Genomic DNA, 24138 nt, shown 5'->3' with positions numbered 1-24138 from the left:
CGTCAGCGTTCGCGTTCGAGTCGTCGCCCTCAGCGGCAGCATCAGCGTTCGCGTCGTCGCCTTCAGCGGCGGCGTCAGCAGTCGCATCATCCGCGGCCTGGACCGTCACAGTGAACGATGTGACGTCGGACTTCTGTCCGTCGACGACGGTCTGCGCCTTGTAGGCGTAATCGCCTTCGGCTTCGGGGCCTTCGAGGGTGAAGTTGCCCTCTGCGTCAGACGTGACGGTCTTCGAACCCTCCGCCGGAGCGGCCTGGGTACCGATCTGCGCGCCCGAACCTGCCGGAGCCCAGGTGACCTCGACCTGGGTGTTCGGAGTCGCCGTTCCCTTGACCTGCCCACCGGGCTTGATGGTCTGGTTCTCGGCCTTCGGCGCTTCCGGCTTCTCAGGGTTACCGTCGTCCGAGGCATCCGCGTTGGCACCATCGGCACCCGCATCAGCGTTGGCACCAGCGCCATCAGCACCAGCGTCGCTGTCGGCACCATCGGCACCCGCATCAGCGTTGGCACCAGCGCCATCGGCACCAGCGTCACTGTCGGCACCATCAGCACCAGCGTCGCTGTCCGCGCCATCGGAACCCGCATCAGCGTTGGCAGCCGCACCATCGGCATCAGCGTTGGCGTCGTCTCCGCCGCCATTATCCGGCGGGGTGAGACGGAAGTCGACGCCGGACTGCTGCAGCGAGTAGTCCAGGTCAGCAACCCAGGCCATTTCGATATCGTTGCCGTCCTCATCAGAGTACGGTCCACCGCCGGAGATGACTCCCACTGCGGTGTCTCCCTGGAAGACGCCGCCGCCGGAGTCACCCGGCTGCGCGAACGGCTTCTCTGGCGGCGTCTCTACGGCGAATCCATGGACCCAGTAGTTGCTGATGTTCATGAATTCGAACTTATCGTTGAAGTACTTCCATACCTCACCCTGAGTCAACCCGGTGGTACGGCCGGCCTTGCTGATGGCTCCGTTCGTGTGAGCTCCAACGGATTTGATATCCGTAGCAAGTGAAGCTGCAAGGTCGTCAGTTTTGGCCGTCGTCCAGTCGGTCACGCCGTTCTTGACGTTGTACTTGGTTTCGTCAACGTTGATGACCGCGAAGTCAATATCACTGGCCTTCGGGTCGGGCCACTGACCCGAAGGGCCGGAGAGGTAGTCACCGCTGCCGTAGCTGGTGAATCCCCACTTGCCCAAGTTGCCGAGTCCCGTTCCGATGAAGCCGTCGCCTCCAACTGCCGGGGCCGTAGAAGGCTGCTCGGAATCGCCCACCGAGTTCTGGCCGGTGATGACTCCGTCTTCGGTCGAGGTCTTCGAGCAATGTCCGGCGGTGAGAACGACGGGCTTTCCTGCACCGTCCCATCCGGCGAAGCCGGCTGAACACGCACTGACCCCGCCGGGGACGTTCAAGCGATAACCGGCGCCACCCACGAAATCGTTCTTCGCATATGCATCGAGTTTTCCGACGCCGGCGATGACTTCGACGTTGTCGAACTTCTTCTCGAGATCCTTGATCTCGTCGGTCTTCTTCTCGACGCCGAGGTTGAGTTTGCCGTTCTTGACACCGTAGGCATTGACATTGTCGGCATCGAGATCGGCCAGAGCCTTCTCGACCTGCTTGTCGCTCTGCACGTCGAGCTTCTGCGGGCCGGTGGCCATCGCGGGCGAGGCGAAGAACGCGCTTCCCAGACCAAGCGCCGCAGCGGCGGTCAGAGCAAGCGAGCTCTGCACGAGCTTCTTCTGCATACTTTCCGTCTCTCTTCTTAGGGGAGTTGCTAATGTCACAAAGTGATGACCTTAGTCACAAACAGGTTACGGTCCGCGTCCAGCAACCACCAAGAATCGGGCCCCTGAGCTGTGAACTAAACGAACGAAACAACTCACCCTCTGAGATCGACGCCAACACAGGGAACAAGCGTCCTTGACTGCGTCCTCGGGCATGAAGGAGGGGCGCTCCCGGTGTCACCACCGGAAACGCCCCTTGCGATGTCTCACACAGTCACGCGGTGACTGTCAGAGACCTCAGTTCTTCTTCACCCGACGCATCGTCAGCACCACAGCAGCTCCGCCGACGAGCAGCAGACCTGCACCTGCAGCGAGGCCAGTCAGCTCAGCACCGGTGCGCGGCAGGTCCGAACCACCGTCGCCACCGTCCTTGCCGTCGTCGCTGCCGCCGCCGTTGCCCTGGTCATCTGCGACGACCTTGAACGAACCGGACAGAGCCGACTCATCCTCGGTGTCGTTCGCACCGGTGACGGAGACGTCGTACTTGCCGACGTAGACCGAGGGATCGGACGCGCTCGTTCCGTAGATCGAGAATCGCGCCTCGCCATCGGCGTTCGCCGTCTCGTCGAGCTCGATGCCCTTGACGTTCTCAGGACCGGAGACGAGCTTGAGCGAGACCTTTTCGCCCTCATCGAAGCCCTTGACAGAGATCGTGACTGCCTTGTCCTTCTTGACGAAGTCAGAGGCGGCGATCTCCTTGGGGTCAACGGTGATGTCGCGTTCGACCGGAGCCGGAGTCTCGGTCTTCTCCTCCTCCACCGTCACGGTGAAGGTCGTCGCTTCGGACTGCTGTCCGTCGACGACGGCCACGGCCGAGTAGTCGTACTTGCCCGGAGCCTCGGGTCCTTCGAGTGCGAAGTTGCCATCAGCATCTGCCTTGACGGTCTTCGACCCTTCCGACGCGGCCTGGGTGCGGTTGGCACCGGCCTTCGACGCGGGCTTCCACTCGAGCTTGACCTCGGCGTCGGCAGCGGCCTTGCCCTTGACCTCGCCCTTGGGCTTGATCGTCTGATCCTCGGCCTTCGGGGCGGCCGGTGCCTCAGGCGTCTCGGTGCCCGGCTTCTCGATGTTGAACGACTGTCCGGACTGCTCCAGCGAGTAGTCGAGGTCAGCGACCCAGCCGAACTGGGTTCCGTCCGAGAGAGGACCTCCACCGGAGATGACACCGACAGCGGTGTCTCCCTGGAACACTGCGCCACCCGAATCGCCCGGCTGTGAGAACGGCTTGTCACCCGGCGAGGTGACGCCGAAGCCGTGCACCCAGTAGCCGCCGACATTCGTGTAGTCGAAGTCGTACTCGGACCGCGGGATGACCTGACCTTCGGTGAGACCGGTCGTCCGGCCCGACTTCTGGACCTTGCCCTCGGTGTGCGAGCCCACCTTGGCGATGTTGGTGGCGAGCTTCGCCGACAGATCGTCGGAATCCGCGGTCGACCAGTCCGTCACGCCGTTCTTCACGGTGTACTTCGACTCGTCGACGTTGATGACGGCGAAGTCGATGTCGCCTTCCTTGGGAAGCGGCGGGTTCGGATCGTTCGGATCGAGCAGATCTCCGCTGCCGTAGCTCGTGTAGCCCCACGTGCCGAGGACTCCCAGACCGGACTTGACGAAGCCCTCGCCGCCGTTGGCCTCAGCGGAGCTCGGCTGCTCGGTCTCACCGACGACCGAGTCGCCCTTGATCTCGCCGGTGTCCGCGTTGTAGTCCTTCGAGCAGTGTCCGGCAGTGAGGATGACGGGCTTGCCCGCATCATCCCACCCGGAGAATCCGGTCGAGCATACGCCGCCACCTGCAGGGGTGTTGACAAGGTAGCCCGCACCGCCGACGACATCGTTCTTCGCGTAGGGCTTGAGTTCCTTGATGCCTTCGGTGACCTTGATGTTCGTGAACTTCTTCTCAAGCTCTTTGATCTCAGCAGTCTTCTTCTCTACGCCGAGGCTGAGCTTGCCGTTGCGCTCACCGTAGGCGTTGACGCCTTCGATGTCGGACAGAGCCTTCTGGATCTGCTTGTCGCTCTGCACGTCGAGCGTCTGCGCTTCCGCGGCCATCGCGGGCGACGCGAAGAACGCGCTGCCGAGGCTGAGCGCCGTAGCGGCGGTCAGGGCGAGTGAACTCTGCACGAGTCTCTTCTGCATACTCTTCGATTCCCTTGGTCGGATTCATTGATGATTGCTCGATGTCCTCGTGCGCGCGTCATCCGAAGATCACGCTCGGGTCACGAGAACAGCTGTTCAACCACCGGCAAGGTTACGGATCGGCAACGACGACGAGCAAGAACAATGCGTGTTGCTCGTGAACAAAACGAACAAAACCTGGATTCTCCGGTCTCGTCCGCGCCACCCAGGTGGCCAGGCGGCCTGCCCGTTATGATCGGGACATGGACATTGCCACACAGCATCACCCGTCCCTCCGACTTCTGCTCGGCGCGGTCGCCCTCGCGGCGACGTTGCCGCTGGCCGCGTGTGCGAACGGAGCCGAGCCCTCGGAACCGGCCTCCTCCTCGGCGAGTGATCCGAGCACTCCGAGTGAGACGGAGTCCGCGACCGTCGACCCGGTCGGCAAGTGGACCTCTCCCGAAGCCGGCGAACCGTTCCTCGAGTTGAAGGAAGACGGCAGCGTTGAAGGCTCCGACGGCTGCAATGCGATCAAGTCGAGCTGGACTCTCGACGGAGACACGATCACCATCGAACCCTTCACCAGCACGCAGAAGGCGTGCGCGGGAGTCGACTCGTGGCTGTCCAAGGCCGCCGCAGCGACGATCGAAGGAGACGTCATGACGGTCAAGGACGGACAGGGATCGGTCATCGGCGGATTGGAGAAGCAGTGATGACTCAGAGCATCAACGGCAGGTGGACGCCGGAGGCGGGATCGAAGGCGTTCCTCGACTTCGGTGAGGACGGCGCGCTCACCGGCAGCGACGGCGCCAACCGCATCGTCACGTCGTGGGAGGCCGGCGGAGACGGCAGCGCGACGATCTCTCAGTTCCTCACCACCCAAATGGCCGCCCCGGGCATGAAGATGTGGGTCGGTCGGGCCCGCGCAGCCAAGGTCGACGGCGACACCCTCATCGTGTTCGACCATGCCGGCAACCGCCTCGGCGAGATGACCCGCAGCTCACAGGAGGAACAGTAGATGGCCGGCGGTCTCTTCGCACTCCTCGACGACGTCGCCGCCCTCGTCAAACTCTCTGCGGCGAGCCTTGACGATGTCGCCGCCGGTGCCTCGCGCGCCGGCGCGAAGACCATCGGCGTCGTCGTCGACGATGCCGCGGTGACGCCGAAGTTCGTCGAAGGCGTCGACCCGAAGCGAGAGCTGCCGATCATCAAGCGCATCGCCATCGGCTCGCTCTTCAACAAGATCGTCATCATCCTGCCGATCATCCTCCTGCTCAGCCAGTTCCTTCCCTGGCTCCTCACCCCGCTGCTGATGATCGGCGGCACCTATCTCTGCTTCGAGGGTGCCGAAAAGGTCCTGGAGAAGCTCGGATGGATCGAACACCACGGCCCGGCGCAGGAGGATCCGCAGGCCAGCGAGGTCAGTGAAGCCGATCGGGAGAAGAAGATCGTCCGCTCGGCGATCACGACCGACTTCGTGCTCAGCTGCGAGATCATGGTCATCGCGCTCAACGAGGTGGCCGACGAAAGCCTGCTCTCGCGCGCAGTCATCCTCGTCGTCGTCGCCCTCGCCATCACGGTCGGCGTCTACGGACTCGTCGCCCTCATCGTCAAGATGGACGACATCGGCCTCCACATGGCTCAGAAGGAGAACCCGGGCTCGCAGAAGTTCGGACGCTCGCTCGTCCAGGCCATGCCGAAGCTCTTGGCCGGGCTCTCGGTCGTCGGCACTCTCGCGATGCTCTGGGTCGGCGGGCACATCATCCTCGTCGGCACCGACGAGCTCGGCTTCACCGCCATCTACGACTTCGTCCACAGCCTGGAGGCTCCTGCCGCCGAGGTGGCGGGCATCCTCGGTTGGCTCGTCAACACCTTCTTCTCCCTCATCCTCGGGGCGATCTGGGGTGGGATCGTCGCCGCGATCGCCATCGGCATCCAGAAGCTGCTCAAGAAGCCGGGTGCCGACTCGGGCCACGCTGCGACGACGGCACCGGCCGCGCAGGGCACTGCGGCGACGTCGGCCACCGGCTCCGAGGCCGACCGGAAGCCGTCGGATCAGGTCGCGGACGGTGAACGGAAGGCACCCAAGGACGACGGCACTCCGGTCGACAACGGTCCGTCGGTTGCCGACGGTGAGGGTCCTGCCGAACGACGGGGACACCAACCGCCCGCGCGGTGAATCAGGCGGTCGGCACCGAACCGAGAGACTGCAGAGCGCACAGTGACGGCCGGTCCCGAACGGGACCGGCCGTCACTGTGTCGTTGTCGCTGTGCCGCCGGCCGGCTGCCCGGCCGCTGATCAGACCGCCTCGGCGCTCTGACGCTGTGCGAAGGTCTTCTGCGGCGGCCCCGGGACGATCATCGGGGCGCCGGTGACAGGGTCGTCGATGACGCTGCAGTCGATGCCGAAGACGTCGTGGACGAGTTCGGCGGTGACGATGTCCGCGGGCGCTCCCTGCGCGACGATCTCACCGGATTTCATCGCGATGATCTCATCGGCGTAGCGGCATGCCTGATTGAGGTCGTGGAGAACGGCGACCAGTGTGTGCCCGTGTTCGTGGTTGAGCTGGGCGAAGAGGTCGAGCAGCTCGATCTGGAACGCGACGTCGAGGAACGTCGTCGGCTCGTCGAGGAGGAGCAGCGGCGTCTCCTGGGCGAGCACCATCGCCACCCACACACGTTGGCGCTGACCACCGGAGAGCTCGTCGACGAGGCGGGAGGAGAGCTCCTCGGTGTTCGTCGCGCGAAGCGCCGAGAGCACGGCGACCTCGTCCGCCTCCGTCCACTGCTTGAGGAACGACTGGTGCGGGTGGCGCCCACGGGCGACGAGCTCACCGACCGTGATCCCCTCGGGAGCGATCGAGCTCTGCGGCAGCAGGCCGAGGCGCTTGGCGATCTGCTTGGTCTTCATCGTCGAGATGTCGTTGCCGTCGAGGAGCACCGTGCCCTTCGCCGGAGGCAGCAGCCGTGCCAGAGCCCGCAGCAACGTCGACTTCCCGCACGCATTGGGCCCGACGATGACCGTGAACTGACCGGCCGGGATCTGCACATCGAGATCGGTGACGATCTGCCGCTGGTCGTAGGCGAGGTCGAGGTTCTCCGCCGCGAGCGGGCTGGAACCGCTGCCGGTGGGACCCTCCGCCGCCGCACCGATGGCCGGTGTGTCCCCTGCGATGGTGTGAGCGCTCATTGTGCCCTCCGAGCTTCTTGGATGAGGAGCCAGATCAGGTAGACGCCGCCGATGCACACGGTGACGACGCCGACGGGGAGTTGGGTCTCGCCCAGGGCATGCTGGGCGATGAGATCGGCCGCGACGAGGAGCAGAGCGCCGACGGCGGCGGCCATGAGCAGGCTTGTGCCCTGGGACCTCGCGAGGCGCCGCCCGATCTGCGGGGCCGCCAGCGCCACGAAGGCGATCGGCCCGGCCGCCGCGGTGACGACGGCGACGAGGGCGACGGCGATGAGGATGAGTGCTGCGCGCACGGGTTCGTTGCGGACGCCGAGCGCCTTGGCCGTGTCGTCGCCGAGTTCGAGGGTTCCGAGGTCACGGGAGAAGAGGCCGCACCCGAGGCTGAGGACGACCACGGCGATGGCCGCCGGGAGAATCGTCGACCAGCCCATGCCGTTGAGGGAGCCGGCTCCCCACGTCGCCGCGGCCATCGCAAGGTCGAGGTCCACACGCATGATCAGCCACGTGTTGAAGGCACCCAGCATAGCCGTGAGCGCGATGCCGACGATGATGAGGCGGAAGCCCTGCACTCCGCCCTTCCACGTGAGGAGGTAGACGAGGAGGGCGGTGAGCATGCCGCCGATGATGGCACCGGCGGCCGTGGAGACGAAGCTCGTGCCGAAGACGATGATCGTGACGATGCCGCCGGTGTAGGCGCCGGTCGAGAAGCCGATGATGTCGGGACTGCCGAGCGGATTGCGGGTGAGCGACTGGAAGACGGCCCCGGAGACGCCGAGTCCCGCACCGAGGACGATGCCCGCGAGGATCCTCGGGGCCCGCCACTCCCCCACCACGGTGTTGACGATGCGTTTGTCGGCGACGCCGAAGAGCCCTTCGACCACCTCGGCGGGGGTGAGGGTGAACTTGCCGAGGAGGAGCCCGGCGAACCCGCAGATGAGAGCAAGGAGGGTGACGATGGCGGCGGTGACGACGACGCGGACGTCGACGCGCAGCCCGAAGACGCGCGCCATCGGGCGCCCGAAGTCGATCGTCTCCCCGGGGGCGACCGCGCCGCCGGGGACGAGTGCAGTGGAGCTGTCTGAGGACTTCACAGGCCGCTCGCCTTCTTCCGGCGGACCAGGGCGATGAGCACGGGAGCTCCGACGAAGGCGGTGACGACACCGACCTGCAGCTCCCCCGGCTTCATGACGACACGGCCGATGATGTCGGAGCCGAGCAGGAGGATCGGCGAGAGGATGAGCGAATAACTGAGGATCCATCGCTGATCAGGTCCGACGATCCATCGGGCGATGTGCGGGATCATCAGACCGATGAAGCCGATCGGACCCGCCGCCGCGGTCGCCGCACCGGCCAGTAAGGTGACGGCGATGATCGAGAGGACGCGCGTGCGATGGACCGAGGTGCCGAGGCTCGCCGCGAGATCATCGCCGAGGGCCACAGCGTTGAGCGAGTGGGACAGGGCGAGGGCGAGGGCGACGCCGACGGCGATGAACGGGAGGACGGCGAAGACCGTGTCGAAGCCGCGTCCCGCGATCGCGCCGACGTCCCACGCGCGGAAGGCGTCGAAGGCGCGTTCGTTGGTGAGCAGGATGCCCTTCGTCAGACCGGTGAGCACCGCGGCCACCGCGACCCCCGCCAGGGTCAGGCGGATCGGATCGACGGTGCGGGTGCGACCCGCGGAGCCGATGATGTACACGCCGGTCGTCGCGAGCAGGGCGCCGACGAAGGCGAACCAGATGTACCCGCTGACCGAGGTGATGCCGAAGAATCCGATGCCGATGGTCACCGCGAACGACGCACCGGCGTTGACTCCGAGGATGCCGGGATCGGCGAGCGGATTGCGCGTGAGCGCTTGGATGAGTCCGCCGGCCAGTCCGAGGCCCATCCCGACGAGGAGGCCGAGCACGGTCCGCGGGTAGCGCAGTTCGAGGACGACGAGCTGGTCGTCGCTGCCTGTCGGAGCGAAGAATGCACCGACGACCTCCGACAGGGGCATGTCCCTGGTGCCGATCGCCAGCGAGGCGAGGACGATGAGGACGAGCACGACGAGTGAGACGATGAGGCCGACTGCGCGCCTGACCTTGAGCGCCGTCGACGTCGCCTGTCCTGTCACCGGAGCCTGGACTGTCGATGATGGGGGTGTCGCCGAGGCGGGGGTGGCGAAACCGGTCATCGGGAGGGTCCTTCGACATGGCTGATAAGGGCAGGCTAACCACAATCTAGCCCACTTCACTCACTCAGCCAACCGCGCGTGGGACTATGCGGATGTGATCTTGCCGATCCTCTCGGACACCTGACGCTGGATTCGCGAGAGCATTCCGCTCATTCCGCGCAAACGCAGCGGACTCACCGCCTCGGTGAGCGAGAGGCGCAGCGGCAGGTCCGCGGGGACGGAGAGGACCGCCTCGGCGGACTGACCGTCGAGCCCTTCCGAGAGGATGCCGGCGAACCCCCGCGTCGTCGGTGCCTCGGGCGGGGCGGAGAAGTGCAGACGCACGGTCGCCTGCTCCCCCTGCTCCGGGTCGTCGACCTCGGTGACGAGGAAGATCGGCGACTGGCACTCGGGGACGGGCTCGAGAAGCTCCGGATGGTCGGCGAAGCGAGCCGGCAGCTCCGGAAGCTCGGAGGAGAACTCGAGGAGGAGCTGCAGCCGCTCGGAGGGCTCGGTCTCGGCGAAGTCAGTGACGATCTCGGCCAGCGACTCGGGGAGATCTGAGGTGACGATGTCCTCACTCATCAGGACGGACGCACCTCACCGGGTTCGGTTCCGGTGGCGATGGGGACGCGCACGGCGTTGCCCCACTCCGTCCAGGACCCGTCGTAGTTGCGGACATTGTCGTAGCCGAGGAGATGGTGGAGGACGAACCAGGTGTGGCTCGAGCGCTCTCCGATGCGGCAGTACGCGATGATGTCATCCGAGGTGCCGAGGCCCGCGCCGTCGGTGTAGATCGCCCGCAGCTCGTCGGCGGTCTTGAATGTTCCGTCCTCGTTCGCCGCCTTCGCCCACGGCACCGACCGGGCGCCGGGGATGTGTCCCCCGCGCAGTGCCCCCTCTTCGGGGTAGGCGGGCATGTGGGTGCGTTCGCCGCTGTACTCCTCGGGGCTGCGGACGTCGATGAGCGGTCGAGTGCCGAGGCTGTCCCGGACTTCGGGGAGGAAGGCACGCAGCGTCGAGTCGTCGCGGTCGATGACCGGGTAGTCGGTGGGCGTGCGCTCGGGCCTGTCCGTCGTCATCTCGCGGCCCTCGGCCTCCCACTTCGCGCGGCCGCCGTCCATGAGGCGGACATCGGGGTGGCCGAAGAGGGAGAAGACCCAGAGGGCGTACGCGGCCCACCAGTTGGACTTGTCGCCGTAGAAGACGATCGTGTCCTCACGTGAGATGCCCTTGGCGGAGAGGAGCTTCGCGAAGCCCTCGCCGTCGACGTAGTCACGGGTGACGGGGTCGTTGAGTTCGGTGTGCCAGTCGACCTTGACCGCGCCGGGGATGTGACCGGTCTCGTAGAGGAGCACATCCTCGTCGCTTTCGATGACGACGACACCCGGGTCGGTCCCGTGCTCGGCCACCCAGTCGGTGCTCACCAGCCGGGTTCCGTCGGCGTAGTCGGCGAACTTGGGCGTCGGGTCAGTCGGTGTGCTCACTCGGTCCTCCTGGGATGTCGGTACTCGTATTGCTCAACAGTGTGCTCAACCAGCATATTCCGGTCGAGTGAGGAACGTCCGCACGGCCGTCACGAAGGCCTCGGGCTTCTCCGAGTGGACCCAGTGTCCTGAGCCCTTGACGGTGAGCAGGGTCGTGCGGGGGAAGAACGAGCGCATGAGCGGCAGCTGCTCCCGGTCGATGTAGTCCGATTCCGAGCCGGCGACCCAGAGCACGGGCCGGTCGAATGTCGTCGCTCCGGTCTCGAGCGCGACGAGTTCTCCCGGATCCGGGAAGCTCCCGATCGTCGGCAGGCTCTCCCGGAGCAGGGTGAGGTTCGGCTGCCAGGAGTATCCGCCCGCACTCGGACGCAGGTTCTGGAGGAGGAACCCCCGGACCACCGGGTCGGGGATCTGCGCCTGCAGGGCCTGGTCAGCCTCGGAGCGCGACGAGACGGTGTCGAGGTCGAGTTCGGCGAGACTGGTGAGGAGATGGTTGAACGTCCCCACATCCCCTCCCCCGCTGGGAGCGATGTCGACGACGACGAGGCGGTCGACGAGCTCGGGGTGGCGCAGGGCGAGGACCATGGCGACCTTGCCCCCGAGGGAGTGGCCGACGAGGTGGACGGGGAGCTGGGAGGGATCGACCGCCTCGGCGATGGCGGAGGCGACGGCGTCGGCCGTGGCGACGTAGCTGAACTCGTCCGTCCATGCCGAATCCCCGTGGTCGGGGAGGTCGACGAGGAGGCTCGAGAACTCCGGGGTCAGGGCCTTCGCAACGGTCGCGAAGTTCTTGCCCCGGCCGAAGAGGCCGTGGAGGAAGACGATGAGTCTCCCGCTGTCACCGATGCGTCTGCTGGCGATCTCATTCACGCCACCAGACTACCCTTCACCGGCGGCCGGTGACCGTCCTGTCGAGGGAGGCGAGGGAGGCGGCGAGGAACGCAGGCGGGACGACCGGGAACCCGCCGAACTGGTCGCGGACGTCCTGGGTCGTGTCCGACCAGTCGTAGGTCAGGGTCACCTCGGTGCCGGCCTCGACCGGATGGAGGTCGTAGCGCCAGCGCCACCCTCCGGTCCTCACCTCGCCGACGGCGTCGGCCTGACCCGGGTCCCAGGCGATCGCCGTGTCCGGTTCGAAGGTCGTGACGACGTTGTCCATCCGGTAGGCGCCTCCCGCCTGCTCGAGGAACATGTTCATCGAGAAGACCTGTCCCGTGCGGGTGATGGGCTCTGTCGTGATCGACGAGCGCACCCAGTCGCCGGGCTCGGTGTCCTGGTGACGGTTGGGGTCGGAGAGAACCGCGAAGATCTCCTCCGCTGGGGCGGCGATGACGCGCGTGTGGGACATCTTGTCGTCGGGATAGTCGGCGTTGCGCCCAGAGGATTCGGCCATGGTCCCAGCCTAGGCACGGGGTGAGCGAATGTGAAGTTGGCCACATGGGTAGGGTGTGGGCATGGACTTGCACTTCTCCGAGTACGACACGCGCCTGGCCGGCTACGCGGTGATCGTCAATGACGACAATGAGATCCTGCTCAGCTGGTTCAACGGAGGCGGCGAGCCGGGGCGGGCGCTGTGGACTCTGCCCGGCGGAGGCATCGACTACGACGAGAGCATCGAGGAGGGCACGGTCCGCGAGATCCGCGAGGAGACCGGGTTCGACGCCGAACTCATCCGCCCGCTGACCACCCACAGCTTCACCGAGAAGCGCCGCGGCAGCGGGCGGCCGTTCAAGGGGGTGCGGGTCGTCTACCTCGCCGAGGTGGTCGGCGGGACCCTGGGAACCCTGGAGATCGACGGGACGACGGACCGGGCGGAGTGGATCTCCATCGCCGCGCTGCCGCGCATCCGGCACGCCCGGATCATCGACGTCGGACTCGACGCGTGGCGGGCCGAACGCGCAGCGCAGCGGTGAACGCTGTGCGCCGCTCAACGCAGCGCAGCGGTGAGCGGAAACCCAGCGGTGAGCGCCGAACCCGGCTGAGTCCGGCGCTGCGGCCGCCGGCTACCTGACGGCCGGTGCGATGAGCTCGGGCATCTTCTCGACTGCATATCGGGCCGAGAGCACGGAGTTGAGCGAGAACGCCTTGCGCAGGTCGTCGTCCTTCTCGGTGAGGACCACGGAGCGTCCGTCCGCGACCGCGGGGATCCGCTGGAAGCCGGGATCGTCGGTGATCTCCGTGTCGGGGACGTAGATGGGGAAGGCGATGAGGAGATGGGCATCGAGTTCGTCGAGCTTCTCCTCCGAGACGGGAGCGCTGAACCCCTCGGCCTTGAGCGCGTCGATCTTCGGTGACTGCTCGAAGCCGAGGTTCTCCATGAACTGGACGCGCTCGGTGCCCTTGACATAGGCGCCCCAGCCCTCCGAGGTCTTCGCCGCCACGGTCACGGTCTTGCCTTCGTACTCGGGGTTGGCCTCACGGGCGGCGGCGAACTGCGCGTCGAGGTCCTCGAGCTGCTTCTTCCCCTCGTCCTCCTTGCCGAGTGCCTCGGAGATCATCGTCACCTGCTCGTCCATCGAGGTGAGGTAGTTGTCCCCGCCCTCGGGCGGGCCGACGGTCGGAGCGATCTCGGAGAGGCGGTCGTAGCGCTCCTGCTCCCCTGAGCTCTTGACGTCGAGGATGACGTCGGGGTCGAGTGCCGCGATCGCCTCGTAGTCGGGTTCCATGGTGGCGATGATCTCCGGGGGCGTGGTGTAGAGGTCGGCCGCCCACGGGCCGACTCCCGACCCTCCGAACTCGACCCAGTCGGAGGCACCGACCGGCTGGACGCCGAGGGCAAGAGCGGTCTCCGCGTCGCCCCACCCGAGAGCGACGACGCGCTGCGGGTCGGCCGGGACCTCGACCGCGCCGAACTTCGTGTCCACCGTGGCACCGCCAGCGGTCTCCTCCGGGGTGCTGCCGCCGCCCGAGCAGGCGGTCAGCAGCAGTGCCGAGGCAAGGATGGGGGCGAGGAATCTGCGCATGGGTCTCTTTCTCACAGCCGAGCTTGGTCTTAGGTGAGCCTAGCTTAATCGAGGAGGGCGGGTTCCCAGAATCGTGCGCGCGGCAGGTGCGCGGTCAGCCCTTCGGAGTGATCTCGAGTCCGTCGACGTCGACGTCCTTGAGGCTGATGAATCGGGATCTGGGGCCGGTGATGAGGCGGTGGAGTCCCCAGACGAGGAGGAAGATCGGCAGCCCGATGTACGCCGAGGCGACTTCGAGGACACGGCCGTCGGCGACGGCTTCGATGTTCTGTCCGGCGACGACGACGATGAGCATGACGAGGGCGATGATCGGCCCGATCGGGAACAGGGGCGCCCGGTACGGAAGGTTCTCGACATCGTGGCCCTGGTGGACGTAGGCGCGGCGGAAGCGGAAGTGGCACCACGCGATGCCGATCCAGACGATGAATCCGGAGAGCCCGGAGACGTTGATGAGCCACGTGTACGCCGCCCCGTCGCCCATCACCTCGGTGAGGAATCCGAAGAGTCCGATGAAGGCGGTCGCGACGAGCGCCATGACGGGCACCCCGCGCTCGTTGAGGCGGGCGAACAGCCTCGGTGCGGTGCCCTCCTTCGCCATCGCGTAGAGCATGCGGGTCGACGCGTAGAGACCGGAGTTGCCGGCCGAGAGGATCGCGGTGAGGATGACGGCGTTCATCACGCTTGCGGCCACGGCGATGCCTGCACGTTCGAAGACGAGGGTGAAGGGTGAGGCGGTGATGTCCTCATTGTCGGCCGAGGCGAGCAGGTTGGGGTCGGTGTAGGGCAGGAGGAACCCGATGACGACGATCGCGCCGATGTAGAAGAGCATGATCCGCCAGAACACCGTGCGGATCGCTCGCGGCATGTCCCGGCGCGGATCCTTCGACTCTCCGGCGGCGACGCCGACGAGTTCGGTGCCCTGGAAAGAGAAGCCGGCGATCATGAACACGGCGATGATCGACATCCATCCCCCCGCGAACGGAGCCTCGCCGGTCGTCCAGTTCGAGAAGCCCGGGGAGGGTCCGCCGAGGATGCCTGCGATCATGAGCACGCCGAGGACGAGGAAGACGAGGACGGCGGTGACCTTGATCGCGGAGAACCAGAACTCGCCCTCGCCGAAGGCACGGGCGGAGAGGAAGTTGAGCCCGGTGAGCAGGGCGAGGAAGACCGCGGCCCAGATCCACGAGGGCACGTCGGGCAGCCAGAACGACATGATCACCCCGGCGGCGACGAGCTCGGCGGCGAGCGTGATCGCCCAGTTGAACCAGTAGTTCCATCCCATGGCGAAGCCGAAGGAGGGGCTGATGTACTTCGACCCGTACGTGTGGAAGGACCCGGCCACGGGCAGGTGGGTGGAGAGCTCCCCGAGGGACTGCATGACGAAGAGGACCATGACGCCGATCGCGGCGTAGGCGAGCAGCGCGCCTCCGGGACCGGCCTGGGAGATCGTTCCGCCCGAACCGAGGAAGAGGCCGGTGCCGATGGCACCGCCGATCGCGATCATCTGCAGGTGCCTCGTGTGCAGTCCCCGCTTGAGTTCGCGGGTCTCCGTCGCCGAGGTGTCCGCCTGAGTCATCCTGTCCCCTGCTCGTTGCTGTCGGACCCGGTTGCAGGCCCCGGCCATTCTACTCACATGCCGTCGGCGACGAGGGTGCCGCAGCCGAAGCGGCTGGGGGCGGACGGCCGTCCAGAGGAGGGCTGTTCCGATTCGATTCACTTTTCGCCGGATCGATCAGGGCGCAAACCGACCATCTCGGCGAAAAGTGACTCAGGCCGCCAGGCGCCCGTGCCTGCCATCGTTCGCACAGCGACGGAACGGACAGCAGCGTTGACACGTGCTGGGGAGACGACCAGGATCGATCTCACACCGGTGGAGAGGAAGCGACGGAGAGGAAACGCTATGGCTGACGACGACCAGGTCCGCGAAGCAGTGCGGGCGCGTTATGCGGAGGCGGCGACGGCCTCCGCATCCGGAGTGGGCAACGATGAGCTGCTCCGCGAGGACGGCAGCGCGGACTGCAGTCCCGAATCCCCGCGCGGATTCGGTGCCGGACTCTATGACGCGACGACGGTCGGAGGCATGCCCGTCGGCGCCGTCGAGGCGAGTCTCGGCTGCGGCAACCCCACCGACGTCGCCGAGCTCAGGGATGGCGAACGGGTGCTCGATCTCGGTTCGGGCGGTGGTCTCGACGTCCTCCTCTCCGCCCGCCGGGTCGGTGCGACCGGATTCGCCTACGGGGTGGACATGACCGATGAGATGCTCGCACTCGCCGAGGAGAACCGGGCGAAGTCGGGCCTGACGAACGTCGAGTTCCTCAAAGGCACGATCGAAGCCGTCCCGCTCCCGGACGCCGCCGTCGACGTCGTCATCTCCAACTGCGTGATCAACCTCTCCACGGACAAGCACACCGTGCTCAGCGAGATGTTCCGCGTGCTCGCTCCGGGCGGGCGCATAGGAGTCTCCGATGTCGTCTCCGAAGACCGTCTCAGCCCGCAGGAGCGCAGTGAGCGCGGGTCGCATGTCGGCTGCATCGCCGGGGCCCTGTCACGAACGGAGTATGTCGACGGTCTTCGCGCTGTCGGATTCGTCGACGTCGCGGTCGACTTCACGCGTGAGGTCGCCGACGGCATGCACTCGGCGATCGTGCGGGCGGTCAAGCCGGTCGGCTGAGCCTGGACACATCGCTCGCCCTCGTGCTCTCCGGTCTCGCCGAGACGGCCCATCGTCTCCGCGCAGGCGGCGGCCGGTGCGCGCGGGCTTCCGAAACCGTGGCCAGGCTGCAGACCCCTCTCCGGTCATCCCACCCGGTCGATCTCGCCTGCTCGCAGCTGCACGAGAGTGAGGTCGAGCAGCGGGGTCGCGACCCCGAGTCCCGCCGCGGTCGCCGCGAGGCTGCCGAGGATGTGCTCGGTCTCGTTGGGCAGTCCGGCGGTGACATCGCGATAGAGCGATGAGGTGAATGAGGAGCCGTCGGCGGTGAGCATCGAGAGCGTCACCGCGCGGGAGCGCGCCGAGATCGGGTGTCCGGCGCCCATCGCCACGGCTTCGAGCTCGTCGACGATAGCGACGACGTGGAGTTCGCCGCCGGCGGCCATGATCGCCCCGACCGGTGCCCGGAAGAGGCACGTGACCACGCCGGCGGCGGCGATGAAGACCCACTTCTCCCAGAGTGCGTCATCGATGGCATCGATGACCTGGAGGCGGAAGCCGGGGACGTCGAGGGCCTCGACGATCCCGGAGGGCACCTCTCCCCCGCCGAGGCGGCCGATCGTCATCGTCGCCATGTCCGTCATCTGCACGACGTCGTATCCGCGCATCGTGCCGATGATCTTCACGAGCCCGCCGAGCACCTGCCCGGGGAACTCCCTGTCCAAGCGGTCGATATGGGCCATGCCGTTGAGGAACGGAATGATGAGCGTATCCGGCCCGATCGCCGGGCGGAGGTCGTCGATGACCTCGTCGAGGCCGCCGGCCTTGACGGCGATGAGGACGAGGTCCGCAGGGATCGGGTTCGTTGCGAGCTCCTCGGCGGTCGCCACGGCCACCGGGTTCGTCCTGTCCTCGTCGGGGCCGATGAAGCGCAGCCCCGATGTACGCAGCGCCTCGGCGCGCTCGGGTCGGACGAGGAAGGTGACGTCACGTCCGGCTTCGACGAGGCGGGTGCCGAACGCTCCCCCGGTGGCCCCGGCTCCGGCGATGAGGATCCTCACAGCTCTCCCTTCAGGGTCGCTGCCGCTGCGGCGGGATCATCGGCCTCGGTGACGGCACGGACGACGACGATGCGCTCGGCTCCGGCTTCGCGCACCGCGTCGAGCCGCTCACCGGCGGCGATGCCGCCGATCGCGAACCAGGGCGTACTCACCCGTCCGGTGATCTCCCGCAGGGGCTCGAGGCCGACGGCCGGTCGCCCGGGTTTCGTCGGGGTCTCCCACACGGGCCCGAGGCAGAGGTAGTCGATGTCGGGGTCGGCGTCGGCGGCGAGCGCCTGGTCGATCGAGTGGGTCGAGCGGCCGAGGAGGACGTCGGGTCCGAGCACGGCACGGGCCTGGCCGCTCGTGAGGTCACCCTGTCCGACGTGGAAGACGTCGGCGCCGACGAGGAGGGCGACGTCGGCACGGTCGTTGACGGAGAAGAGCCTGCCATAGCGGCGGGCGGCATCCCGGAGGACCTCGAGGGCGGCGATCTCCTCTCTTGCCTCCAGGCTCTTGTCGCGCAGCTGGATGATGTCGACGCCCCCGGCGTATGCGGCGTCGAGGAACGTGGGGAGATCGCCCTGCTTGGTCCTGGCATCGGTGCAGAGGTAGAGGCGGGCCTCCTCGAGCGCGCGCCGGCGCGCGGTTCGAGTCGTGGTCTGCGTGTCTCGCTGGGCGGAGGACGTTGTCATCGCGGGAACCATGCTCCTAGAGTAGAGGAGTTCGCGGGAGCCTCGCTGGGAGGCTGAGAGGGCTTCGTGCCGACCGCCGCACCTGATGCGGGTCATGCCGCCGGAGGGAGAATACAGTGCACGTCATCGTCATCGGGGCCGGGATCATCGGGCTCGCCACAGCATGGGAGCTGCGTGGCCGGGGAGCGTCGGTCACGCTCATCGACCCGGCACCCGGCGAAGGGGCCTCGTATGCCGCCGCCGGCATGATCGCCCCGGCCGCGGAGATCGCGTGGGGGCAGTCTCCGCTCTTCCCCCTCATGCGCACCTCTGCCGATCTCTACCCCGACTTCGCCTCGCGACTCACCGCCGAGACCGGGCACGACCTCGGCGAGACGCAGACGGAGACCCTCGTGTGCGCCGGGGACAGGGCGGATCTCGCGACCCTGCGGGACCTGCGCGCCCTGCAGGCCGAGGCGGGGTCCGAGGTCGAGCTCATCACCGGATCCCGGGCCCGCGATCTCGAGCCCGCGCTCTCGCCCGGGGTGAGCGGGGCGGTGCGCATCCCCGGCGATCATGCCGTCGACCCACGACGGATCACCGGCGCCCTGCTCTCGCTCCTCGACGACGACATCGTCCGTGAGGAGGCGACCGGACTCGTCCGCGTCAGCGGCCGCACCGTCGGCGTCGCTCTTGCCGATGGGCGCAGCCTCGCCGCCGATCAGGTCGTCGTCGCCGCCGGTGAAGCGGTGGGGACGATCGCCGGCGTCCCCGACCTGCCGCTGCGAGCCGTGCACGGCGACATCATCCGGCTGCGCACCGACGCGAGCGCACCGCCGCTGCTCACGCGCACCATCCGCGGACTCGTCGCCGGTCGGCCCGTCTACATCGTCCCGCGCCCCGACGGGGAACTCGTCCTCGGCGCCACGTCCCGGGAGGACGGACGGCCCGGGGTGCTCGCCGAGGGAGTCCACCGTCTCCTCCACGATGCCGAACGGCTCGTGCCCGGGATCCTCGATGCCGAGATCACCGAGATCACTGCGCGTGCCCGACCCGGATCACCCGATGACGTGCCGTTCATCGGGCGCACGGACCCCGGCTGCGTCGTCTCCACCGGGTACTTCCGCCACGGGATCCTCCTCACTCCGCTCGGGGCCCGCCTCGGCGCCGATCTCACCCGCGGTGAGGACTCGCCGTGGCTGCCCCCAGGGGCGCCCGCGGCCCTAGCTCCCCGCCGCTTCTCCGAAGCCGCACGGTCGAACGAGAGCCCGTCTCCGCGCCTCGTGGCGGCGATGACCACAGCAAGGAAGGAACCATGACCATCACACTCAACGGGGAGAGCAGCGAGCTCGCCTCAGGCACCACGGCCCGCTCGCTCGTCGAGCACCTCACCGGCAGGCAGCTCGCGACGGACGGGACTCCCGTCGACGGAGGCCGTCTCGGGGTGGCCCTCGCCGTCGACGGTGAGGTCATCCGCCGTGGACTCTGGGCCGAGTTCGCCATCGTCGACGGCCAGACCGTCGATATCGTCACCGCTGTGCAGGGAGGCTGAGATGAGCTGGACGATCGACGGAGCGACCTTCGACTCCCACCTCGTCATGGGCACCGGAGGGGCGAGCACCCTGAGCATCCTCGAGAACGCACTGACCGCCTCGGCGACGGAGCTGACGACCGTGGCGATCCGCCGTTTCGACGCCGACGCCAGGGACTCGGTCTTCGCCCTCCTCGAACGCCTCGGCATCCGCTCCCTGCCGAACACCGCGGGCTGCTACACCGCCCGGGACGCTGTGCTCACGGCCAAGCTCGCCCGGGAGGCACTGGAGACCACATGGGTCAAGCTCGAGGTCATCGCCGACGAGGACACGCTGCTGCCGGATCCGGTCGAGCTCTTCCGGGCGGCCGAGGAGCTCGTCCTCGACGGGTTCACGGTCTTCGCCTACACGAATGACGATCCGGCGCTCGCGAAGCGTCTCGAGGACGCCGGGGTGGCGGCGGTCATGCCGGCAGGGGCCCCGATCGGCTCGGGCCTGGGCATCCTCAACCCCCACAACATCGAGACGATCGTTGCCCGTGCGCAGGTGCCCGTCATCCTCGATGCCGGCGTAGGCACGGCCTCGGATGCGGCGCTGGCGATGGAGCTCGGGTGCACGGCCGTGCTGCTCGCCTCGGCGGTCACCCGCGCCCATGACGCACCGGCGATGGCTCGGGCGATGGCGCTCGCCGTCGAGGCGGGCCGCCTGGCTCGGGGCGCGGGACGGATCCCCAAGCGTCCGCTGGCACTCGCCTCCTCACCTCACGAGGGCAGGGTCACCACGGAGAACCTGGTGATGGGGCCATGAGCGGGACACCTCTGCGCCCGCTCGTCGAGCCCGTCGACGCGCTCACGCCCGATGAGCTCGCCCGGTACGCGCGGCATCTCAGCCTCCCAGAGGTCGGAGATCTCGGCCAGCGGCGGCTGCGGGCCGCGCGGGTCCTCGTCGTCGGCGCCGGCGGCCTCGGAGCCCCGGTGCTCCAGTACCTCGGGGCGGCGGGGATCGGACTCCTCACCGTCATCGACGACGACCGCGTCGAGGTCTCGAACCTTCAGCGCCAGATCCTCCATCGCGATGCCGACGTCGGCCGCCCCAAGGCAGACTCGGCCAGGGATGCGCTGCTGCGCCTCGACCCGCATCTGTCCGTGACCGCCCTCGCGGAACGCCTGAGCCCGGACAATGCACTCGAGCTCTTCGCCGCCCACGATCTCGTCATCGACGGTGCGGACAACTTCGCGACCCGGTATCTGTCCAACGATGCCGCCGAGCTCACCGGCACCCCGCTCGTGTGGGGGACGATCTTCCGCTTCGAGGGCCAGGTGAGCACCTTCGTGCCCGGTCACGGACCGATGCTGCGCGACCTCTTCCCCGACATCCCCGACGCCGATTCGGTGCCCACCTGTGCCGAGGGAGGAGTCCTCGGCGTCCTCTGCGGTCTCGTCGGATCGACGATGGCCGCCGAGGCCGTCAAGCTCATCTGCGGCATCGGGGACCCCCTCATCGGCAGGCTCCTGCGCACGGATGTGCTGGGGACGACCTTCACGACGCTGCGTTTCTCCGCCGACCCGGATCGGCCTGCCGTGACCGACCTCACCGAGGTCGCCGTCGCGTGTGCGGCTCCCCCGGCAGCTTCGGCGCCCGCCGTCGACGAGGTCACCGTCGCCGAGGCTCGTGCGTTGGGGGCCGACGCGGTCATCGTCGATGTCCGCGAGGAGTGGGAGCGGCAGGTCCAGTCCATCCCCGGCACCGTCCATGTGCCCCTCGACGTCGTCGTCGACCGGGGGTGGCCGGCCCTCGCCGAGGTGGTCGGCCCCGCCACCGACATCGTCGTCCACTGCCGGTCGGGAGTCCGGTCGGCGAAGGCCGTGGCGGCCGCGGCTCCCGGCACTCCGGAGGGAGTGCGCCTGCGCTCGCTGGCCGGCGGGATCGAGGCCTGGTCCGCCGCGGACTCCCCTACGCCCGCGCGCTGAGGCGACGGCGCAGGCCGGTCTCGCCTGCGGCCATGACCGCGGCATGCATCCTGGCCGACAGGGGGCGCAGCAGGCGTGGGGCCAGACGCGTCGTCGTCACGCACCACACGGCATCGATGACGGTGAGCGGTCCCGACCGGCGCAGCGTCCACACCCCGGTACCGCGCAGGTCCCCCTCGGCGCTGAGCACGACCTGCCGGGGCGGGTCGATCGCTTCGATGCGCAGCATCATCGACAGGGAGAGGCCGAGGGGGCTGCGCACACCGATCTGCGCCCTGGAGCCTTCGGCGAGCGTTCCGTCGACAGCGTGCACCCACGCCAGTCCCGGCCACCAACCAGGCCAGTCGTCGATGGCGGAGAGCACGTCCCACACCGGCTCGACCGCTTCGGCGACGCGCCAGGTCGTCTCGAAGTGGAACGGAGCGGACTCGCCTGATTCCGCTCGGGTGTGTGCGTGGCTCATGCCGGACCTCCGTTCGGCTCGTCGTCCTTCGACGGTAGTCTGGGGGACGTGTCCGAGGAAAGCCGCAGCTCCCGCAGACCGTCCCCGCTGGCGGGACGGAAACCGACCAAGGACGATCTCGCCCGCTTCGCCACCGACGATCCCGATGCGATCGACGATGTGCTGCCCGCGGGTTCCGGGCAGCTCTCCCTCCTGATCGTCGGCATCAATCCGGGTCTGTGGACGGCGGCGGTCAACGCCCCGTTCGCCCGCCCCGGCAACCGCTTCTGGCCCTCGCTCCACCAGGCGGGGCTCACCGACCACCTCGTGGATGCGTCTCTCGGCCTCTCGATCGAGGATGAGGAGCATCTGCTCTCCCGCGGCATCGGCATCACCAACCTCGTCGGTCGGGCCACCGCGAGAGCCGATGAGCTGAGGAACGAGGAGTTGCGCGACGGAGGGGCGAGGCTCGTCGAGCGCCTCTCGGAGATCCGCCCGAAGGCGGTGGCGATCGCCGGCATCACCTCGTTCCGCATCGCCTTCTCCCAGCCGAAGGCCACACTCGGGGTCCAGGACACGTCCCTCATTCCCGGCTGGCCTGCGGACATCGAGCTGCGGGTCGTCCCGCAGCCGAGCGGTCTCAACGCGCACTACAACATCGCCGCTCTCGCCGAGATCTGGCGACAGGTGTGGGCCGACATCGCCGACTGACCGCAGAGCGTATGGGTCAGGGCTCCGTTGCGGTGCCGTGTCCGAAGTGCTCTCGGCAGCGGGCGACGTACGAGTCGAGGCCGCCGATGTGGCTGGCGTCGATGTCGGTGGCCGACCCGGCGGGTGCAGCGGCGATGCGCTCGTGGAAGACGGCGTCGCGCCCGCACACCGTGCACACTGCCGTGAGCTTCGTGACGTCCTCGGCAAGTGCCATGAACGTCGGCAGTGGTTCGAACGGATCACCGTCGAAGGTCACGCACAGTCCCTCGACGATGACATCGATGCCGCGGGAGAGGAGCTTCTCGACCGCGGGCACGAGGTCGGGGCCGAAGAACTGGGCCTCATCGATGGCGACGAGGTCGACGTCCTCGGCTCGGGCCGCCTCGGCGAGGGAGGCGACGTCTCCGACGGGAACGGCGGGCACGGTCACCCCGATGTGGGAGGTGACGGCGGAGAGCTCCGCCCTGGTGTCGAGGGAATGGCTGATGACCAGCGCTTCGACACCGGCGATGCGGGCGCGACGGACCCGGCGCATGAGCTCTTCGGACTTGCCGGAGAACATCGGGCCGGTGATGACCTCGAGGCGACCACAGGAGCCGGCTGGTGCGTGCATGACACCAGACTACGTCGGCTCACCCGTCGACGGTGACCTTCTTCGTCTCGACGTCGACGGTGACCTCGGACTCCGTGCCCGCGTCGTCGTAGTCGAACTGGTACTCGATGCGGTCGTCGTCGGATTCGAGCTTCCAGCTCGTCAGTCGGCCCTTGCCCTGTTCGGAGGCGCGGTTGAGGGCCTCGTCGAAGGGCAACGGGTCGGTGAGGTCGATGGCCTGCTCGGAGTCGTCGGTCGTGTCCTGTTCGGTCTTGGCGATCTTTCCCGACTGAGCGTCGACGTCGATGTCGAAGTCCGTCCTGTCCTTGAGGATCTTCACCTCGTACTGCCACGCGCCGTCGCGGCGGTCGTAGTCGAGTTCGATCGCATGGACGGTGCCGTTGCCGGCCTCCTTCTGCGCGACGGCGATCGCCTCGTCGGGGGTCACCTGCGGGGAGGCGGAGCTGAGGTCGGCGTCCTCCGGCAGGTCGGAGGCGCCGGTCGGAGCCGACTGCGCAGTGGTGTCGTCGGGGCTCGAGCCCGCGGACCCGGAGTCCTCGGACTGCGTGGGCACCGGGTCACCGCTCGTCGGCGCCTGCTCGGTCTCGTCTCCGCTGTTCGAACAGCCGGCGAGGGTGAGGCTGAGGGTGAGGGCGACAGCGGCTGTGAACGGGACGGGTGAGACGGTGTTCATACCTGCCACGGTAGCAACGCGGGCTCGTCGAGGACATGACTCTAAGAGAATTATCATCGCCGTTGGCCAGGGACGACCCGGCTGACCAGCAGGTCTCCCAGGCGCCGGGTGAAGATCGGGCCCGGGCACCGTCCTGCGGGATCAGTCAGCGCCAG

The 24138-nt window shown here is 67.7% G+C and carries 26 protein-coding genes and 1 riboswitch; of the genes, 10 read left to right on the top strand and 16 right to left on the bottom strand.

Translation table 11 applies throughout. The features are described 5' to 3' along the window. The coding region (locus tag BC102111_RS17210; protein WP_101624942.1) for a S1 family peptidase at positions 1 to 1735 on the bottom strand (1735 nt) is incomplete at its 3' end. Positions 1736 to 2011: 276 nt separating this feature from the next. Then, on the bottom strand, positions 2012 to 3907 hold the full coding sequence (locus tag BC102111_RS17205; RefSeq protein WP_101624941.1) for a S1 family peptidase: 1896 nt from the start codon (positions 3905 to 3907) through the stop codon (positions 2012 to 2014). Between the two features lie 242 nt (positions 3908 to 4149). Here BC102111_RS17205 and BC102111_RS17200 point away from each other — a divergent pair, with 242 nt between their 5' ends. From BC102111_RS17200 to BC102111_RS17190, 3 genes are read left to right on the top strand one after another with little or no spacing between them, the layout of a single operon-like run. Next, a complete protein-coding gene (locus tag BC102111_RS17200) occupies positions 4150 to 4599 on the top strand; it encodes an META domain-containing protein (protein ID WP_101624940.1) in 450 nt (149 codons plus the stop codon). After that, positions 4599 to 4904: an META domain-containing protein gene (locus BC102111_RS17195; protein ID WP_063250979.1), complete on the top strand. Its 306-nt coding sequence runs from the start codon at positions 4599 to 4601 to the stop codon at positions 4902 to 4904. The genes BC102111_RS17200 and BC102111_RS17195 overlap by 1 nt, the downstream gene beginning before the upstream one ends. After that, entirely contained in the window at positions 4905 to 6065 is a 1161-nt protein-coding gene (locus BC102111_RS17190) for a DUF808 domain-containing protein (RefSeq protein WP_101624939.1), read from the top strand. Between the two features lie 120 nt (positions 6066 to 6185). Here the strand turns inward: BC102111_RS17190 and BC102111_RS17185 are convergent, their stop codons facing one another. The 7 genes from BC102111_RS17185 to BC102111_RS17155 form a co-directional block, all read right to left on the bottom strand. Next, on the bottom strand, positions 6186 to 7076 hold the full coding sequence (locus BC102111_RS17185; protein WP_101624938.1) for an ABC transporter ATP-binding protein: 891 nt from the start codon (positions 7074 to 7076) through the stop codon (positions 6186 to 6188). Further along, positions 7073 to 8167, bottom strand: coding sequence for a FecCD family ABC transporter permease (locus BC102111_RS17180; protein WP_101624937.1), 1095 nt, complete (start codon positions 8165 to 8167; stop codon positions 7073 to 7075). The genes BC102111_RS17185 and BC102111_RS17180 overlap by 4 nt, the downstream gene beginning before the upstream one ends. Beyond that, complete coding sequence (locus BC102111_RS17175; protein ID WP_082835041.1) at positions 8164 to 9249, bottom strand: iron chelate uptake ABC transporter family permease subunit; 1086 nt, start codon at positions 9247 to 9249, stop codon at positions 8164 to 8166. The genes BC102111_RS17180 and BC102111_RS17175 overlap by 4 nt, the downstream gene beginning before the upstream one ends. 84 nt (positions 9250 to 9333) lie before the next feature. Continuing rightward, entirely contained in the window at positions 9334 to 9813 is a 480-nt protein-coding gene (locus tag BC102111_RS17170) for a SufE family protein (RefSeq protein ID WP_009375045.1), read from the bottom strand. Next, positions 9813 to 10715: a sulfurtransferase gene (locus tag BC102111_RS17165; protein ID WP_101624936.1), complete on the bottom strand. Its 903-nt coding sequence runs from the start codon at positions 10713 to 10715 to the stop codon at positions 9813 to 9815. Before BC102111_RS17165 ends, BC102111_RS17170 begins: the two co-directional genes overlap by 1 nt. Before the next feature lie 45 nt (positions 10716 to 10760). Next, the gene (locus BC102111_RS17160; protein WP_101624935.1) at positions 10761 to 11585 is read right to left on the bottom strand and encodes an alpha/beta fold hydrolase; all 825 of its coding nucleotides are present in this window, start codon (positions 11583 to 11585) and stop codon (positions 10761 to 10763) included. 16 nt (positions 11586 to 11601) lie between these two features. Continuing rightward, positions 11602 to 12108, bottom strand: a complete 507-nt coding sequence (locus BC102111_RS17155; protein WP_009375039.1) for an SRPBCC family protein — start codon at positions 12106 to 12108, stop codon at positions 11602 to 11604. Positions 12109 to 12169: 61 nt separating this feature from the next. Between BC102111_RS17155 and BC102111_RS17150 the strand changes: the two genes are divergently transcribed. Beyond that, positions 12170 to 12628, top strand: coding sequence for an NUDIX hydrolase (locus BC102111_RS17150; RefSeq protein WP_063250984.1), 459 nt, complete (start codon positions 12170 to 12172; stop codon positions 12626 to 12628). A gap of 90 nt (positions 12629 to 12718) precedes the next feature. On the opposite strand, the gene BC102111_RS17145 is transcribed toward BC102111_RS17150, so the two are convergent. Next, complete coding sequence (locus tag BC102111_RS17145) at positions 12719 to 13678, bottom strand: iron-siderophore ABC transporter substrate-binding protein (RefSeq protein ID WP_101624934.1); 960 nt, start codon at positions 13676 to 13678, stop codon at positions 12719 to 12721. A 94-nt stretch (positions 13679 to 13772) separates the two neighbouring features. Next, positions 13773 to 15254 (bottom strand): amino acid permease, encoded by a 1482-nt coding sequence (locus BC102111_RS17140; protein WP_101624933.1) that lies wholly within the window; start codon positions 15252 to 15254, stop codon positions 13773 to 13775. Between the two features lie 324 nt (positions 15255 to 15578). Between BC102111_RS17140 and arsM the strand changes: the two genes are divergently transcribed. After that, positions 15579 to 16349 (top strand): arsenite methyltransferase, encoded by a 771-nt coding sequence (arsM, locus tag BC102111_RS17135; protein WP_101624932.1) that lies wholly within the window; start codon positions 15579 to 15581, stop codon positions 16347 to 16349. 125 nt (positions 16350 to 16474) lie between these two features. Here the strand turns inward: arsM and BC102111_RS17130 are convergent, their stop codons facing one another. Next, positions 16475 to 17389 (bottom strand): ketopantoate reductase family protein, encoded by a 915-nt coding sequence (locus BC102111_RS17130; RefSeq protein ID WP_101624931.1) that lies wholly within the window; start codon positions 17387 to 17389, stop codon positions 16475 to 16477. Continuing rightward, complete coding sequence (gene thiE, locus BC102111_RS17125) at positions 17386 to 18063, bottom strand: thiamine phosphate synthase (protein ID WP_101624930.1); 678 nt, start codon at positions 18061 to 18063, stop codon at positions 17386 to 17388. Before thiE ends, BC102111_RS17130 begins: the two co-directional genes overlap by 4 nt. A 23-nt stretch (positions 18064 to 18086) precedes the next feature. Next, positions 18087 to 18189: riboswitch (TPP riboswitch) on the top strand. Between thiE and thiO the strand changes: the two genes are divergently transcribed. The 4 genes from thiO (at position 18180) to moeB (ending at position 21544) form a co-directional block, all read left to right on the top strand. Then, positions 18180 to 19361: a glycine oxidase ThiO gene (gene thiO, locus BC102111_RS17120; RefSeq protein ID WP_101624929.1), complete on the top strand. Its 1182-nt coding sequence runs from the start codon at positions 18180 to 18182 to the stop codon at positions 19359 to 19361. (Overlaps the previous riboswitch by 10 nt.) After that, complete coding sequence (gene thiS, locus BC102111_RS17115) at positions 19358 to 19594, top strand: sulfur carrier protein ThiS (protein WP_101624928.1); 237 nt, start codon at positions 19358 to 19360, stop codon at positions 19592 to 19594. Before thiO ends, thiS begins: the two co-directional genes overlap by 4 nt. 1 nt (position 19595) lies before the next feature. Then, entirely contained in the window at positions 19596 to 20381 is a 786-nt protein-coding gene (locus BC102111_RS17110) for a thiazole synthase (protein ID WP_101624927.1), read from the top strand. Further along, a complete protein-coding gene (gene moeB / locus BC102111_RS17105) occupies positions 20378 to 21544 on the top strand; it encodes a molybdopterin-synthase adenylyltransferase MoeB (RefSeq protein WP_101624926.1) in 1167 nt (388 codons plus the stop codon). Before BC102111_RS17110 ends, moeB begins: the two co-directional genes overlap by 4 nt. Here the strand turns inward: moeB and BC102111_RS17100 are convergent. Beyond that, a complete protein-coding gene (locus BC102111_RS17100) occupies positions 21528 to 22007 on the bottom strand; it encodes an SRPBCC family protein (protein WP_009375017.1) in 480 nt (159 codons plus the stop codon). The two genes, moeB and BC102111_RS17100, sit on opposite strands and share 17 nt — an antisense overlap. A 48-nt stretch (positions 22008 to 22055) precedes the next feature. Between BC102111_RS17100 and BC102111_RS17095 the strand changes: the two genes are divergently transcribed. Next, the gene (locus BC102111_RS17095) at positions 22056 to 22697 is read left to right on the top strand and encodes a mismatch-specific DNA-glycosylase (protein ID WP_009375015.1); all 642 of its coding nucleotides are present in this window, start codon (positions 22056 to 22058) and stop codon (positions 22695 to 22697) included. Between the two features lie 16 nt (positions 22698 to 22713). On the opposite strand, the gene BC102111_RS17090 is transcribed toward BC102111_RS17095, so the two are convergent. Both BC102111_RS17090 and BC102111_RS17085 read right to left on the bottom strand, forming a co-directional pair. After that, entirely contained in the window at positions 22714 to 23310 is a 597-nt protein-coding gene (locus BC102111_RS17090; RefSeq protein WP_009375013.1) for a thymidine kinase, read from the bottom strand. Positions 23311 to 23329: 19 nt separating this feature from the next. Next, positions 23330 to 23983 (bottom strand): PepSY domain-containing protein, encoded by a 654-nt coding sequence (locus BC102111_RS17085; RefSeq protein WP_009375011.1) that lies wholly within the window; start codon positions 23981 to 23983, stop codon positions 23330 to 23332. Positions 23984 to 24138: the final 155 nt, after the last annotated feature.

This window comes from Brevibacterium casei CIP 102111 (assembly GCF_900169275.1).
GTDB classification, from domain to species: domain Bacteria; phylum Actinomycetota; class Actinomycetes; order Actinomycetales; family Brevibacteriaceae; genus Brevibacterium; species Brevibacterium casei.
Note: the sequence above shows the minus strand (reverse complement) of the source record. Positions and strands in the feature narration are given on the sequence as shown.

Coding starts and splice junctions, on each gene's coding strand:
- BC102111_RS17205 (WP_101624941.1), bottom strand. CDS start 3,907: ATGCAGAAGAGACTCGTGCAGAGTTCACTCGCCCTGACCGCCGCTACG.
- BC102111_RS17200 (WP_101624940.1), top strand. CDS start 4,150: ATGGACATTGCCACACAGCATCACCCGTCCCTCCGACTTCTGCTCGGC.
- BC102111_RS17195 (WP_063250979.1), top strand. CDS start 4,599: ATGACTCAGAGCATCAACGGCAGGTGGACGCCGGAGGCGGGATCGAAG.
- BC102111_RS17190 (WP_101624939.1), top strand. CDS start 4,905: ATGGCCGGCGGTCTCTTCGCACTCCTCGACGACGTCGCCGCCCTCGTC.
- BC102111_RS17185 (WP_101624938.1), bottom strand. CDS start 7,076: ATGAGCGCTCACACCATCGCAGGGGACACACCGGCCATCGGTGCGGCG.
- BC102111_RS17175 (WP_082835041.1), bottom strand. CDS start 9,249: ATGACCGGTTTCGCCACCCCCGCCTCGGCGACACCCCCATCATCGACA.
- BC102111_RS17170 (WP_009375045.1), bottom strand. CDS start 9,813: ATGAGTGAGGACATCGTCACCTCAGATCTCCCCGAGTCGCTGGCCGAG.
- BC102111_RS17155 (WP_009375039.1), bottom strand. CDS start 12,108: ATGGCCGAATCCTCTGGGCGCAACGCCGACTATCCCGACGACAAGATG.
- BC102111_RS17150 (WP_063250984.1), top strand. CDS start 12,170: ATGGACTTGCACTTCTCCGAGTACGACACGCGCCTGGCCGGCTACGCG.
- BC102111_RS17145 (WP_101624934.1), bottom strand. CDS start 13,678: ATGCGCAGATTCCTCGCCCCCATCCTTGCCTCGGCACTGCTGCTGACC.
- BC102111_RS17140 (WP_101624933.1), bottom strand. CDS start 15,254: ATGACTCAGGCGGACACCTCGGCGACGGAGACCCGCGAACTCAAGCGG.
- arsM (WP_101624932.1), top strand. CDS start 15,579: ATGGCTGACGACGACCAGGTCCGCGAAGCAGTGCGGGCGCGTTATGCG.
- thiE (WP_101624930.1), bottom strand. CDS start 18,063: ATGACAACGTCCTCCGCCCAGCGAGACACGCAGACCACGACTCGAACC.
- thiS (WP_101624928.1), top strand. CDS start 19,358: ATGACCATCACACTCAACGGGGAGAGCAGCGAGCTCGCCTCAGGCACC.
- BC102111_RS17110 (WP_101624927.1), top strand. CDS start 19,596: ATGAGCTGGACGATCGACGGAGCGACCTTCGACTCCCACCTCGTCATG.
- moeB (WP_101624926.1), top strand. CDS start 20,378: ATGAGCGGGACACCTCTGCGCCCGCTCGTCGAGCCCGTCGACGCGCTC.
- BC102111_RS17100 (WP_009375017.1), bottom strand. CDS start 22,007: ATGAGCCACGCACACACCCGAGCGGAATCAGGCGAGTCCGCTCCGTTC.
- BC102111_RS17090 (WP_009375013.1), bottom strand. CDS start 23,310: ATGCACGCACCAGCCGGCTCCTGTGGTCGCCTCGAGGTCATCACCGGC.
- BC102111_RS17085 (WP_009375011.1), bottom strand. CDS start 23,983: ATGAACACCGTCTCACCCGTCCCGTTCACAGCCGCTGTCGCCCTCACC.